The following is an 11,872-nucleotide window of genomic DNA, read 5'->3' as shown; positions in this document are numbered from 1 at the left end:
AAAGCTTCTATCCATAATTCGCCGCAGCACCGTCAATCGGGTGTTCCACCCATTTTCATCACGCCTGCCACTCCATGCGCGCCGACAGCAGCCTCTCCTCGGCAACAGGCCCGGCCCTTCAACCGGCCCTGCACCCCGCGAGCGAACCCGCGCCCAAGGACGGGCTCGGCTGCTCGGCCGGCCACCTGAGCAACGACCGCGACCTGTCGGCCAACGGCGTGCGCATCTACCGCAAGACGGTCGACACCCAGGAGCGCCAGCATGTGGAGACGCCCCCGAGCGGACGCGGCGTGCTCGTGGGCATTTCGCTGCGCGAGGGCCACCGCCGGCGCGTGCTGCACGAGCACCACGCCGTGTGCCACGACTTCGGCAAGGGCGCCATCTACATCCGCGACTTCTGCGACCGCTACCGCGCGGACATGCACAGCGGCTTCGACTTCGTGCTGCTCGAAATCTCGCACGCCGCGCTGGAGCGCGCCATCGACGACAAGCCGGGCCCGCGCACCAGCGGCCTCGTGGCGGCAACGGCCGTGCGGGACGAGGTGCTGGCCCACCTGGCGCTCGCGCTGGTACCCGCGCTCGAGAACCCGTCGCAGGCCAGCCTGCTGTTCGTCGACCAGGTCTGCCTCGCCATGACCAGCTACCTGGCCGATGCGCACGGCCACACGGCACCGTCCGCCGAGCCCCGCACCCAGCGCTTGCTTTCGCGCTCGCACGAGGCGCGCGCCAAGGAAATGCTGCGCGACAAGATCGACGGCGCCATTTCCGTGGCCGAGATCGCGGACGCCTGCAACCTGTCGCGCAGCTACTTCATCCACGCCTTCCGCGAGACCACCGGCCAGACGCCGCACCAGTGGCTGATCGCGCAGCGCCTGGAGCGCGCGCAGACGCTGCTGATGGACTTCGAGCGCCCGCTCGCGGACGTGGCCGCGGCCTGCGGCTTCGCGGACCAGAGCCACTTCACGCGCGTCTTTTCGCAGTACACGGGCACGCCGCCCGGGACCTGGCGGCGAAAGATGCGGGTCGAGCGATAAGCGGCCTTCCTTTCCCACCCACTCACCCTGCGAGGCCTTCATGAGCGCACTGCCCCACGCGAACCCCCTCCTCATGCCCGACAAGGCCACCGAGCACATCCTCGGACCCGACTCGGCCCCGGTCACCGTCATCGAGTTCGGCGACTTCGAATGCCCCTCGTGCCGGCAGGCGCACCCGGCCGTGCAGCTGCTGCTGTCGCACTTCGCGCACCAGGTGCGCTTCGTGTTCAGGCACTTTCCGCTGCGCGAGGTGCACCCGCATGCGGAGCTGGCCGCCGAAGCCGCAGAGGCGGCCGGTGCGCAAGGCAAGTTCTGGCCGTACGCCGAGCTGCTGTTCAACCACCAGAGCCATCTGGACGCCGGCCACCTGGACACCTATGCAAAGCAGCTCGGCCTGGACATGCCGCGCTTCGACAACGAGCTGAAAGACAGCGTGTACCGCCAGCGCGTGCAGGAGCAGATGGACATCGGGCGCCGGCTGAACGTGCGCGCCACGCCCACCTTCTATGTGAACGGGACCTTCACGGATGTGTCCTTCGGGCTGCAGCAGCTGCGCGACGCCGTCGACCGCGCGTTGAGGTAACGCGTCAACCCGTGGCCTTCACGGCCTCCACCAGGAAGCGAACGAAGGCCTTGCCCGCATCGGGCAGCGGCCGGCCGGCCATGGTCTCGATCGCCAGGTGGCGCTCGTTCATCTCGCGGTCTTTCAGGGGAAGGGCCACCAGCGCCTTGCTCTGCAGCAGCGTGCGCATCGACAGCGCGCCATAGAAGGCGATGCTGCCGCCGCCGGCCGCCGCGAAGCTCAGCAGCGCATTCGCATGGTTGCTGGACATGGCCTGCGCATAGCGCAGCCCCTGCCGGGCGCAGCTGGCGTCCAGCAGGCGCCGTATCGAGCTGTCTTCCTGCGGCAGCCCCAGCGGATACGCCACCACTTGGCGCAGCGCCAGCTGGCGCTGCACGGCCAGCGGATGGTCCTTGGCCATCACGGCAAGGATGGGGCTGGGGTGCCGCAGCTCGATCTCGATGCCGGGCTCGGGCGCCGCGCTCAGGGTGATGCCCACGTCGGACTCGCCGTCGCGCACCCGCCTGGAAATGTCGCCGGGCGAACACACCTCCAGGTGGAAGCGGATGCCCTCGTGCTTGCGCCGGAAGCGCGCGATCAGCGTGGGAATGAAGTCGAACGCGAAGCCCTCGGTGCTCGCCACGCGCACATGCCCGCTGCGCAGGCCGCGCAGGCCGGCGATGTCGTTGGCGACCCGCTCGATGTCGTGCTGCGCCCGCTTGGCATGCGCGGCCAGCAGCTCGCCGGCGGCATTGGGCACCATGCCGCGCGCGTGGCGGTCGAACAGCAGCGTGTCGAGCTCGCGCTCCAGCCGTGCCACCTGCCGGCTCACGGCCGAGGGCGCGACGTTGAGCCTGAGCGCGGCCTCCTTCACGGAGCCGGTTTTCACGACCTCGAGAAAGTAGCGCACGGCGGTTTCCTGCAAGGCGCGAAGCGGCATGAAGTTCCCTGTAGGCAAGGCCTGGAGCGACCCGTGTCGATTGCCGATTCGGCAACGCAGGATTCTAAACATTGCGCTTGTGGCAGCTGCCTGCGGCTCCTAGGATGAGCTTGCCCTTCCCCCAGGTTCCCTCGATTTCCAGGAGTTGCCCGATGAACCGTCTCCCTCTCATGGCCGGCATGGCACTGCTGTGCGGCCTTGAACTCGGCGCCGTGCCGCTCACCGCCGCGGCCGCCGAGACGGCCTACCCGACGCGCCCGATCACGCTGGTCATTCCGTTTCCGCCCGGGGGCGCGACCGACGTCAACGGCCGCGTCATCGCGCAGCGGCTCGGCAAGGAGCTGGGCCAGCCGGTGGTCATCGAGAACCGCGCGGGCGCGGGCACCGTGATCGGCGCCAGCTACGTGTCGAAGGCGGCGCCCGACGGCTACACGCTGCTGGTCAGCTCGGGCACCACCTTCACCGTGAACCCCGCTATTCGCCCCAACCTGCCGTACGACCCGGTAAAGGGGTTCGAGCCGATCGGCATCGCCGGGCGCACCGGCCTCATCCTGCTGGCCAACAGCGACGTGCCGGTGAAGACCGTGAAGCAGTTCGTCGACTACGTGAAGGCCTCGCCCGGCAAGTACTCGTACGGCTCCTTCGGCACCGGCACCACCGCGCAGTTCGCCGGCGAAAGCGTGCTGCATGCCGCCGGCCTGAAGATGACGCACGTGCCCTACAAGGGCAGCGCCCCGGCCATGACCGACCTCATGGGCGGGCAGATTCCGTTCAGCATCGACACCGTGAGCGCGGCGATTCCGCAGCTCAAGAGCGGCAAGATCAAGGCCATCGCCCTCACCACCGCCAAGCGCTCCGCGCTGCTGCCCGACGTGCCCACCATGGCCGAGAGCGGCTACCCCGGCATCGACATGGACACCTGGCTCGCGCTGGTGGCCCCCAAGGGCCTGCCCGCCGACGTGAAGGCGAGGCTCGAGAAGGCGCTGGCCGTGACCATTGCCGACCCCGACACCCGCGCCAAGCTGCTGGCCCAGGGCCTGGAGCCGGCCTACAGCAACGCCGCCGCGACGAGCGAGCTCATCAACCGCGAACTGCCGGTGATGCGCGCCGTGGCGGCGCGCGCGAACATCACGGCCGACTGATGAACCCGACGCACACACCGCACGACCCAGGCGCAGCGGGCACCGAACTCGTCGAACAATCCGCCGTCGAATTGCGCCGCCTGATCGGCACCAAGCAGGTCTCGCCCGTGGAGCTGCTGGAGGCCTGCATTGCGCGCATCGAGCGGGTGAACCCCTTCGTCAACGCCGTGACCGCGACCTGCTTCGAGCGCGCGCGCACCGAAGCCGCCGCGGCGGAACGCGCCGTGATGCGCGGCGACACGCTCGGCCTGCTGCACGGCCTGCCGCTGGGCGTGAAGGACCTGGAGCCCACCGAGGGCCTGCTCACGACCTGGGGCTCCGCCATCTACCGCGACCATGTGCCGACGGAAGACATCGAGCTCGTGGCACGCCTGCGCCGCGCGGGCGCCGTCGTGGCAGGCAAGACCAACGTGCCCGAGATGGGCGCGGGCGCCAACTCGCGCAACGAGGTGTGGGGCGCCACCGGCAACCCGTTCGATCCGAACCTCAACGCCGGGGGCTCGTCCGGCGGCTCCGCGGCCGCGCTGGCCTGCGACATGCTGCCCGTGTGCACCGGCTCGGACACCGGCGGGTCGCTGCGCATTCCGGCGGCCAAGTGCGGCGTGGTGGGCTTCCGGCCTTCGCCCGGCGTGGTGCCCAGCGTGCGCAAGCCGCTGGGCTGGACGCCCATCTCGGTGGTCGGCCCCATGGGCCGCACCGTGGACGACGCCTGCCTGCAGCTGGCGGCCTCCGCCGGCATGCACGCCGGCGACCCGCTCACCTATCCGCTGGACCCGCTGTCCTTCCTGGCGCCCGCGCATGTCGACCTGTCCACGTTGCGCGTGGCGTGGACCGAAGACTTCGGCACCTGCGCCGTGGACGACGGCATCCGAGGCGCCTTCCGCCAGAAGATCGAGGCCATGCGGCACCTGTTCCGGCGCTGCGACAAGGTCGAGTTCGACCTGGGCGAGGCGCACCGCTGCTTCGACGTGCTGCGCGCCGAGGCCTTCGTGGCCGGCATGCACGCGGCCTACGAGCGCGACCCCGAGAGCCTGGGCGCGAACCCGCGCGCCAACTACGAGATGGGCGCGCGCATGAGCCTGCTCGACAGCGCCTGGGCGCAGGCTGAGCAGACGCGCCTGCTCAAGCGCTTCCAGGCCACCTTCGCCGACTACGACCTGGTGCTGTCGCCCACCACACCGGTCACGCCCTTTCCCTGGACGCAGCCGTACGCCAGCCACATCAACGGCGAGCCGCAGGCCAACTACTACCGCTGGCTGGCGCTGACCTATGTGGTCACGCTGACCACGCACCCCGCCATTTCGCTGCCCTGCGGGCTGGACCACGCGGGCATGCCGTTCGGGCTGCAGGTGGTGGGCGGCTTCAGGGCCGACCACCAGGTGCTGGGCGCGGCGCGGGCCATGGAACAGGCCTTTTCGGGGCATGCGCAGTTGCGCCGCCCCAGGCCCGACCTGTCGGCGCTTCGCGTGGCCGAACCTGCGCTGACGTCGATCGTCAGGACACCGCCGATCTACAGCAGCGCGGGCTCGGTGGCCGCCGCCGTGTCGGCCGTCTGAGGTCTGGCGCTCGACCGTTCAGCGCAGCAGGTGCGCCGCCACGCCATCGCCCAACGCAGCATCCACCAGCCCGAAGTGCGCGATCTGCCGGCGCTGGATGGTCTCGGGCACGCCGTGCATCGACGCCGCGATGTTCGCGGCCAGCCGCTGCCGCTCGCCGTCGTCCATGCGCCGGTACAGCGCGGCGGCCTGCGCGTAGTCGCCCAGCCCCTGGCGGTCGTCGAAGCGCGCGGCATCGCCGCCGAGCGGCAGCGCGGGCTCCGCCAGCCGCCGGTCGGGGCGCGGGCCGCCGAAGGAGTTGGGCTCGTAGTAGGCGTCGGTGCGCGCCGGCACGTCCAAGCGCATGGCGCCGTCGGCGTGGTAGGTGTGCACTTCGGACCTTGGCCGGTTCACCGGCAGCGCCGCGTGGTGCGTGCCCACGCGGTAGCGCTGCGCGTCGGCATAGGCCAGCAGCCGCCCCTGCAGCAGCTTGTCGGGCGAGATGCAGATGCCCGGCACCAGGTGCGCCGGGTCGAAGGTGGCCTGCTCCACCTGCGCGAAGTAGTTGTCGGGGTTGGCGTCCAGCGTGAGCACGCCGAGCTCGACCAGCGGAAACGCGTCCTGCGGCCACACCTTGGTGGGGTCGAAGGGGTTGAAGGGCAGGCTCTGCGCCTGTGCCTGCGCCTCGCTCATCAGCTGCACATGCAATGCCCAGCGCGGGTGCTCGCCGCGCTCGATGGCCTCGAACAGGTCGCGCTGCGCGCTTTCGCGGTCGTCGGCAATGGCTTCGCGCGCCTGCGCGTTGGTCAGGTGGCGAATGCCCTGCTGCGTCTTCAGGTGGAACTTGACCCAGGTGCGCTCGTTGGCCGCGTTGATGAGCCCGAAGGCGTGCGCGCCGTAGCCGTGCATGTGGCGGTAGCCGAGCGGCAGGCCGCGGTCGGAGAACAGCATCACGATCTGGTGCATGCTTTCCGGCGAGAGCGACCAGAAGTCCCAGATGGCGGTGGGCGAGCGCAGGTGGCTGACGGGGTGGCGCTTCAGCGCGCGCACCAGGTCGGGAAACTTCTGCGGGTCGCGGATGCAGGCCACTGGCAGGTGGCTGCCGACCAGGTCCCAGTTGCCTTCCTGCGTGTAGGCCTTGAGCGCGAAGCCGCGCATGTCGCGCTCGGCATCGGCGCTGCCGCGCTCACCGGTCAGGCCCGAGAAGCGCACCAGCACCGGCGTGCTTTGCCCCGGCTGCAACACGTGCGCGCGGGTGTGGCGCGCAATGTCTCCGGTGATGCGCAGCGTGCCGAACGCGGCGGCGCCCTTGGCGTGCAGCACCCGCTCGGGAATGCGCTCGCGCGCCAGGTAGGCGAGCTTCTCGGCCATCTGGTAGTCCTGCAGCAGGATCGGCCCGTGCGGACCCGCGGTGATCGAGTGCTGGCTGTTCGCCACGGGCGCGCCGCCTGCGGTGGTCAGGGTGGGCGGCCTGCTGCTTTCGGGGGGCATGGGATTGGCTTTGGTCGGTGGCTCGGGGCGGATGCCCATGGCAATGTGTACCGCGGCGCGGCCGGAGCGTCTTGAAGAAGAGTCGTGCGGGTTGAACACCGTGCCCGCGCGCCACGGACAGGCGAATGTGCAAAGCACACGCCAACACGACAAGACCGCACCGGCGACAGGGCGCACCATTCGTACCGTGTGCCCCTGCTTCCTCGTCGCCCCCACGTGAAGGTCTTTCCATGAAACCCACCCTGCCCCAGCTCATGAGCCTCAACGGCGGCTTCGTCGACACCGCGGGCTTCCTGGCGCTGCACGGCCTGTTCACCGCGCACGTGACGGGCAACTTCGTGACCATCGGCGCGGCGCTGGTGCACGGCAGCTCGGGCGCGATCACCAAGCTGCTGGCGCTGCCGGTGTTCTGCGTGGTGGTGATGCTCGCGCGCTGGCTGAGCTACGGCCTGCCGCGCTACGGCCTGCCGGTGCTGCGCACGATGCTCGTCATCAAGACCGTGCTGCTGCTGGCGGGCGGCATCCTCGCCATCCACTACGGCCCGTTCGCCGACGGCGACAGCGCAACCGCGATGCTCGCGGGCCTGGTGCTGGTGTCGGCCATGGCGATTCAGAACGCGGTGCACCGCATCCACCTGGGCAGCGCGCCGCCGACCACCCTGATGACCGGCACGACCACGCAGGTGATGGTCGACCTGGCCGACCTGCTGCGCGGCGAACAGGCGCCCGAAGAAGCCGCCGCCGTGCGCACCCGCATGCGGCGCATGGCGCTGGCCGTGGCCTGGTTCGCCGCCGGCTGCGCGGCGGCGGCGCTGATCTACGCGCGATGGAGCGTGTGGTGCTTCGCGGTGCCGCCCGTGCTGGCCGCGCTGTCGGTGGTGCTCCAGCGCAGCACGCACGAGGGCGACCCCACTGCGCCAGCGGCGCCGCCGGCACTGAAGGCCTCAGCGGGTCACTTGTAGAGCCAGCGCGCCATCAGACGCGTGTACCTCGGCATGACGACGTACACCATCAGCGCGACGATGGCCGCCGAGGCGAACAGGTGTTCGACCCAGTCATTCGACACGACCGGCACCGGCGCGAGCAACCGGTGAAACACCGCCGGCACTGCCACGGTCAACGGGTAGATCACCGACAGCGTCAGCAGGAACTGCTTGTAGCGCCTGGCCGGCGGCTGCCCGGCCGGTGGGTGAAACCAGAACTCCAGGCCGGTGCGCGTCTCGACCGTCTCGTCGGCGTCGAGCAGCGGGGCCACCTCTTCGACCAATTGCCGGCGCGCCGCGGAGGCGAACCAGTCCTGCGCATGCGCGAGCGAATCGAAGCGGATGGTGACGGTGTACTGCAGGCCGCCCGCCGCCGGGTGGATGACGTTCACGCCGCGGTGCCCCGGAAAGCGCGCGGCGATCGGCACCACCTTCTTCAGCCATTGCTCGTAGGTGGCCACGGACTCGCGCCTGACCGTCTGCCGGATCACGGCGGTGACGGTCTCGGCGCCGGGCAACGCGCGCCCGACGATCTCGTCCAGCGTGGCGGTGCGCAGCCCGGGGTGACGTTCGTCGTCGGTCATGCGTGCACTCCTCGGGTCTTCAAAGGCCGAGCAGCGTGCGGCCTTCTTCGGCCAGCAGGTCGTGCGTCTCGGGATGCGTACGCATGTAGGCGGCGAACACGGGGCACTGCGGAATCACGCGCAGCCCGCGCTCGCGCGCAGAGGCCAGGCCCGCCAGCACGAGTTGCTTCGCAATGCCCTGCCCTTGCAGCGCCTCGGGCACCAGGGTGTGGATGAAGGTGATGACGTCGCCGTCCAGCGAATAGATGGCGACCGCGCGTTCGCCCTGCGACGCGTATTCGAAGCGGTGCTTCGCGGGGTTGTCCTGAACGGCAGAGGGAGAAGAAGAAGTGGTCATGAAAGGTTCTCGATAAGGGCGCTTCAATGCAGGTGCGGCAGTTGCCGCGCTGCTGACTTGGTGTCGGCATTGTTTCCGAACCGGTGCACCAGGTGGGCGCAGATGGCCAGGGCCAGGTGCTGCTGCACCGCCGAGCCTTCGGCCTCGTGCCGCTCGAACAGGGCCAGCACGGCCGCGCCCAGGTTGCACATCACGGGGTCGACCAGGCCCGGCGCACAGGCCAGGCCGCTCACGCGCGCCAGGCCCGCGGCGTGCGCCACCGCATGCACCAGCGCATGCGGCACGTAGAACTGCAGCGCGTCCAGCGGCGTACCGAGGTAGCTCGCCACCTCGTCGCGCAGGTCGACGATGCTGATCGCGCCCGGCGCGTAGGCGCGCACCACCGAGGGCCGCCCGCGCATCCAGAGTTCGTGGTGCGCCACGCCGACCAGATGCAGCGTGACCAGGAAGGCGTCTTCGGCCGGAATCTCCAGCTTCATGCCCAACTGGTGGGGCAGGCAGGTGATGCGCGTGACGGCGAACGGCGTCGCGGGTGCCGTGGATGCCGCGGCCAGCGCGAGTGCCGGCCGCATGACGAGCGCGGGCGCGCACGGCAGTTCGAAATACTGTCCGAGCAGATCGCCGTAGGCGCCACTCGCGTGCATCGTGAGAGACCGCCGCCTCAGCCCTGGCGCGCCGACTCGAACAGGAACCACGTGCGCCGCTCGGCCTCGTCGATCCAGTTCTCCAGCAGGCTGGCGCTTGCCACGTCGCCGTGTTCGTCGCACGCCGTGTGCGTGGCGCGCATGAAGCCGGCCAGGCGCTGGTTGTCCTCGCGCAGCTCGGCCAGCATGCCGATGGGCGTCACGAAGTCGGCGTCGTTGTCGGACAGGCGCTGCAGCCGCGCGGCATGGCCGGTGGAACGCAACGTGGTGCCGCCAACCTTGCGCACGCGCTCGGCGATGGGGTCGACCGTGGCGAAGATCTGGTCGGCCTGCTCGTCGAGCAGCAGGTGGTAGTCGCGAAACGACGGGCCCGACATGTGCCAGTGGAAGTTCTTGGTCTTGAAGTACAGCGCGAACACGTCGGCCAGCAGCACGTTGAGCGCCGCCGAAATGTCGCGCGTGGCGTCGGCGCCCAGGTCGCTGGGCGTGTGCAGCGACGCGGTGCGGCGTGCCTTGGTGCTGCTGGCCAGTGCCTTCACGGACTTGGCTGTCTTGACGGGTTTGGAGGTGGCCATGAGGTTGTTCCTTGGAGTTCCTTGGGTTTCAGAGAGAAAGAAAGTGATGCACCACGGGTTTCTCGGGCCCGATGTGGAAGCGCACGGCCTCGCCCTGCAGGTCGGCGTCGGCATTCGACACGCGGTGGTGCTGGCGCAGGTGCTCGGCCCACGACTCCACGAGGAACCACTCCATCACGCGCTCGGCGTCGCCGGTGTGCTCTGTCACGCCCCAGGCATAGGCGCCGTCGCGGCGGCGCTCCAGCGAAAGGCGCTTCATGGCGTCGAGAAAGGCCGGGCGGTCTTCCTTGCGGATGCGGTACTCGACCTGGACCATCACCGGGCCCCGGTCGTGCGCGACGGGCTCCGCCACCAGCGGCTCGGGCCAGTGGTTGGAGGCCTGCAGGTCCGACTCGCCCGTGGGCAGCTTTGCGCGATGGAACAGCAGCGCCACGATGACGAGGCCGACCGCGCCGGCCACCAGCGTGTAAGGCACGCCGACTTCCTGTGCAATGAGGCCCCAGCCCAGGCTGCCCGCCGCCATCGCACCGTTGAACACGGTGAGGTACACGGCCAGCCCGCGCCCGCGCACCCAGTTCGGCAAGATCGCTTGCGCCACGCCGTTGAGCGTGGTCAACGCAATGATCCAGCCCAGGCCCAGCAGCAACAGCAGCAGCACCGCCAGCCACTTGGGCGGCGCGAACACCAGCGCGGCCATTACTGCGGCGGTGATCACCGAGGCAAGCAGCACCAGCCCGTCGGCGTCCAGCCGCGCGCGCAGCCTCGGCATGACCAGCGCACCGGCGATGGCGCCCGCGCCCACCGCGCCCAGCAGCACGCCGTAGAAGCCGGCGGTGCCGCCCAGCATCTGGCGCGCCACCAGCGGCAGCAGCGCCCACACCGAGCTCGAGAACAGGAAGAACACGGCCGCGCGCAGCATCACGCGGTGCAGCTCCTTGCTGGCGCGCGTGTAGCGCAGGCCGGCGCGAAAGGCGCCAAGAAAGTTCTCCGACAGGCCGCTGTCCACGGCGGCCGGCCGCTTCCACCACAGCAGCGCCGCAATGACGAACACATAGCTCAGCACGTCGGCACCGTAGGTCATGGCCGCGCCGAAGCTCGCCAATATCAGCCCGCCCGCGGCCGGCCCGATGGAGCGCGCGATGTTGATGCCCAGCGAGTTCAGCGCCACCGCGCTCTTCAGGTCGGACCGCGGCACCAGCTCGGGCACGATCGACTGCCAGGTCGGCCCCATCAGCGCCGCGCCGATGCCGCCGACGAAGGTCAGCCCGATCAGGTATTCGACGGTGAGCGACCCGGTGTGCGACAGCACCAGCAGCGTGCCGCTGACACTGGCCAGCACCAGCTGCACGAAGATCAGAAAGCGGCGGCGGTCCAGGATGTCCGACAACACGCCCGCCGGAATGGCCAGCAGAAAGATCGGCAGCGTGGCGGCCGTTTGAATGAGCGCCACCGCCGTGGGGCTGGCCGACAGGTCGGTCACCAGCCACGAGCTGGCCACGTCGCGCATGAAGCTGCCGATGTTGCCCAGCACGGTGGCGGCCCACAGCACGGCGAAGACCGGCTGTCGCAGCGGCGCGAAGCTGCCGGCGGGCTTTGCAGGCGCTGCGGCGTGGGCCGCCTCAGCCATGCGCACGCTCCTTCAGGTCGTGCCAGGCCACCAGCACGAAGCCGCCGACCAGCCCGAGGTGCTCGAAGAACGAGTTCGCGGCCATGAAGCGTTCCTGCCCCACCGGCAGCTGCCAGAAGCGCAGCGCCACGAAGGTGGCGAACAGCGTGAACGCCCCCAGCGCCAGCGCGCCCAGCCAGCGGTAGAAGCCCGTGAGGATGAGCACCGAGGCGCCCAGCTCCAGCACGATCACCACCGCCGCCATGGGCGCCGCGGGCGACACGCCGAAGTGGTTCATCTCGGCGATGGCCGAGCCGAAGTCCAGCGCCTTGTTCAGGCCGCCCTGCAGGTAGGCGGCGCACAGCAGCAGCAAGGCCGCCCAGCGCAGGAAGGGGGCGGGCTGCCAGCCGGCAGTGCCTGACGTGCGTGAAGTGCTCAT

Annotated in this window: 13 protein-coding genes; 5 read left to right on the top strand and 8 right to left on the bottom strand. The window is 70.0% G+C overall.

What is annotated here, in order from left to right:
- Positions 1-74 precede the first annotated feature (74 nt).
- The gene (locus ACSFA5_RS00475; RefSeq protein WP_435442037.1) at positions 75-1,034 is read left to right on the top strand and encodes a helix-turn-helix domain-containing protein; all 960 of its coding nucleotides are present in this window, start codon (positions 75-77) and stop codon (positions 1,032-1,034) included.
- A 40-nt stretch (positions 1,035-1,074) separates the two neighbouring features.
- Positions 1,075-1,617, top strand: coding sequence for a DsbA family protein (locus ACSFA5_RS00470; protein WP_435442036.1), 543 nt, complete (start codon positions 1,075-1,077; stop codon positions 1,615-1,617).
- Between the two features lie 4 nt (positions 1,618-1,621).
- Here ACSFA5_RS00470 and ACSFA5_RS00465 read toward each other — a convergent pair whose 3' ends face one another.
- Positions 1,622-2,536, bottom strand: a complete 915-nt coding sequence (locus ACSFA5_RS00465) for a LysR family transcriptional regulator (RefSeq protein ID WP_435442035.1) — start codon at positions 2,534-2,536, stop codon at positions 1,622-1,624.
- 152 nt (positions 2,537-2,688) lie between these two features.
- On the opposite strand from ACSFA5_RS00465, the gene ACSFA5_RS00460 reads away from it, so the two are divergent.
- On the top strand, positions 2,689-3,678 hold the full coding sequence (locus ACSFA5_RS00460) for a Bug family tripartite tricarboxylate transporter substrate binding protein (protein ID WP_435442034.1): 990 nt from the start codon (positions 2,689-2,691) through the stop codon (positions 3,676-3,678).
- Positions 3,678-5,234 (top strand): amidase, encoded by a 1,557-nt coding sequence (locus ACSFA5_RS00455; RefSeq protein ID WP_435442033.1) that lies wholly within the window; start codon positions 3,678-3,680, stop codon positions 5,232-5,234. The genes ACSFA5_RS00460 and ACSFA5_RS00455 overlap by 1 nt, the downstream gene beginning before the upstream one ends.
- Positions 5,235-5,252: 18 nt before the next feature.
- Here ACSFA5_RS00455 and ACSFA5_RS00450 read toward each other — a convergent pair whose 3' ends face one another.
- Positions 5,253-6,704, bottom strand: a complete 1,452-nt coding sequence (locus ACSFA5_RS00450) for a catalase (protein ID WP_435442032.1) — start codon at positions 6,702-6,704, stop codon at positions 5,253-5,255.
- A 230-nt stretch (positions 6,705-6,934) separates the two neighbouring features.
- On the opposite strand from ACSFA5_RS00450, the gene ACSFA5_RS00445 reads away from it, so the two are divergent.
- Positions 6,935-7,666 (top strand): YoaK family protein, encoded by a 732-nt coding sequence (locus ACSFA5_RS00445; protein WP_435442031.1) that lies wholly within the window; start codon positions 6,935-6,937, stop codon positions 7,664-7,666.
- Here the strand turns inward: ACSFA5_RS00445 and ACSFA5_RS00440 are convergent.
- From ACSFA5_RS00440 to ACSFA5_RS00415, 6 genes are read right to left on the bottom strand one after another with little or no spacing between them, the layout of a single operon-like run.
- On the bottom strand, positions 7,657-8,271 hold the full coding sequence (locus tag ACSFA5_RS00440; protein ID WP_435442030.1) for an antibiotic biosynthesis monooxygenase: 615 nt from the start codon (positions 8,269-8,271) through the stop codon (positions 7,657-7,659). The genes ACSFA5_RS00445 and ACSFA5_RS00440 overlap by 10 nt on opposite strands.
- A gap of 19 nt (positions 8,272-8,290) precedes the next feature.
- Positions 8,291-8,608, bottom strand: coding sequence for a GNAT family N-acetyltransferase (locus tag ACSFA5_RS00435; protein WP_435442029.1), 318 nt, complete (start codon positions 8,606-8,608; stop codon positions 8,291-8,293).
- A gap of 23 nt (positions 8,609-8,631) precedes the next feature.
- Positions 8,632-9,252, bottom strand: a complete 621-nt coding sequence (locus tag ACSFA5_RS00430) for an AraC family transcriptional regulator (protein WP_435442028.1) — start codon at positions 9,250-9,252, stop codon at positions 8,632-8,634.
- 17 nt (positions 9,253-9,269) lie between these two features.
- A complete protein-coding gene (locus tag ACSFA5_RS00425) occupies positions 9,270-9,827 on the bottom strand; it encodes a Dps family protein (protein ID WP_435442027.1) in 558 nt (185 codons plus the stop codon).
- Positions 9,828-9,855: 28 nt separating this feature from the next.
- Complete coding sequence (locus tag ACSFA5_RS00420) at positions 9,856-11,454, bottom strand: MFS transporter (protein ID WP_435442026.1); 1,599 nt, start codon at positions 11,452-11,454, stop codon at positions 9,856-9,858.
- On the bottom strand, positions 11,447-11,872 hold the full coding sequence (locus ACSFA5_RS00415) for a DoxX family protein (RefSeq protein WP_435442025.1): 426 nt from the start codon (positions 11,870-11,872) through the stop codon (positions 11,447-11,449). The genes ACSFA5_RS00420 and ACSFA5_RS00415 overlap by 8 nt, the downstream gene beginning before the upstream one ends.

This window comes from Variovorax monticola (assembly GCF_051216855.1).
In the GTDB taxonomy this organism is placed as follows: domain Bacteria; phylum Pseudomonadota; class Gammaproteobacteria; order Burkholderiales; family Burkholderiaceae_C; genus Variovorax.
Note: the sequence above shows the minus strand (reverse complement) of the source record. Positions and strands in the feature narration are given on the sequence as shown.

What these genes read in the sequence shown, in the direction of transcription:
- ACSFA5_RS00475 (WP_435442037.1), top strand. Translation starts at nt 75, where the DNA reads ATGCGCGCCGACAGCAGCCTCTCCTCGGCAACAGGCCCGGCCCTTCAA.
- ACSFA5_RS00470 (WP_435442036.1), top strand. Translation starts at nt 1,075, where the DNA reads ATGAGCGCACTGCCCCACGCGAACCCCCTCCTCATGCCCGACAAGGCC.
- ACSFA5_RS00465 (WP_435442035.1), bottom strand. Translation starts at nt 2,536, where the DNA reads ATGCCGCTTCGCGCCTTGCAGGAAACCGCCGTGCGCTACTTTCTCGAG.
- ACSFA5_RS00460 (WP_435442034.1), top strand. Translation starts at nt 2,689, where the DNA reads ATGAACCGTCTCCCTCTCATGGCCGGCATGGCACTGCTGTGCGGCCTT.
- ACSFA5_RS00455 (WP_435442033.1), top strand. Translation starts at nt 3,678, where the DNA reads ATGAACCCGACGCACACACCGCACGACCCAGGCGCAGCGGGCACCGAA.
- ACSFA5_RS00450 (WP_435442032.1), bottom strand. Translation starts at nt 6,704, where the DNA reads ATGCCCCCCGAAAGCAGCAGGCCGCCCACCCTGACCACCGCAGGCGGC.
- ACSFA5_RS00445 (WP_435442031.1), top strand. Translation starts at nt 6,935, where the DNA reads ATGAAACCCACCCTGCCCCAGCTCATGAGCCTCAACGGCGGCTTCGTC.
- ACSFA5_RS00440 (WP_435442030.1), bottom strand. Translation starts at nt 8,271, where the DNA reads ATGACCGACGACGAACGTCACCCCGGGCTGCGCACCGCCACGCTGGAC.
- ACSFA5_RS00435 (WP_435442029.1), bottom strand. Translation starts at nt 8,608, where the DNA reads ATGACCACTTCTTCTTCTCCCTCTGCCGTTCAGGACAACCCCGCGAAG.
- ACSFA5_RS00430 (WP_435442028.1), bottom strand. Translation starts at nt 9,252, where the DNA reads ATGCACGCGAGTGGCGCCTACGGCGATCTGCTCGGACAGTATTTCGAA.
- ACSFA5_RS00425 (WP_435442027.1), bottom strand. Translation starts at nt 9,827, where the DNA reads ATGGCCACCTCCAAACCCGTCAAGACAGCCAAGTCCGTGAAGGCACTG.
- ACSFA5_RS00420 (WP_435442026.1), bottom strand. Translation starts at nt 11,454, where the DNA reads ATGGCTGAGGCGGCCCACGCCGCAGCGCCTGCAAAGCCCGCCGGCAGC.
- ACSFA5_RS00415 (WP_435442025.1), bottom strand. Translation starts at nt 11,872, where the DNA reads ATGAGCACTTCACGCACGTCAGGCACTGCCGGCTGGCAGCCCGCCCCC.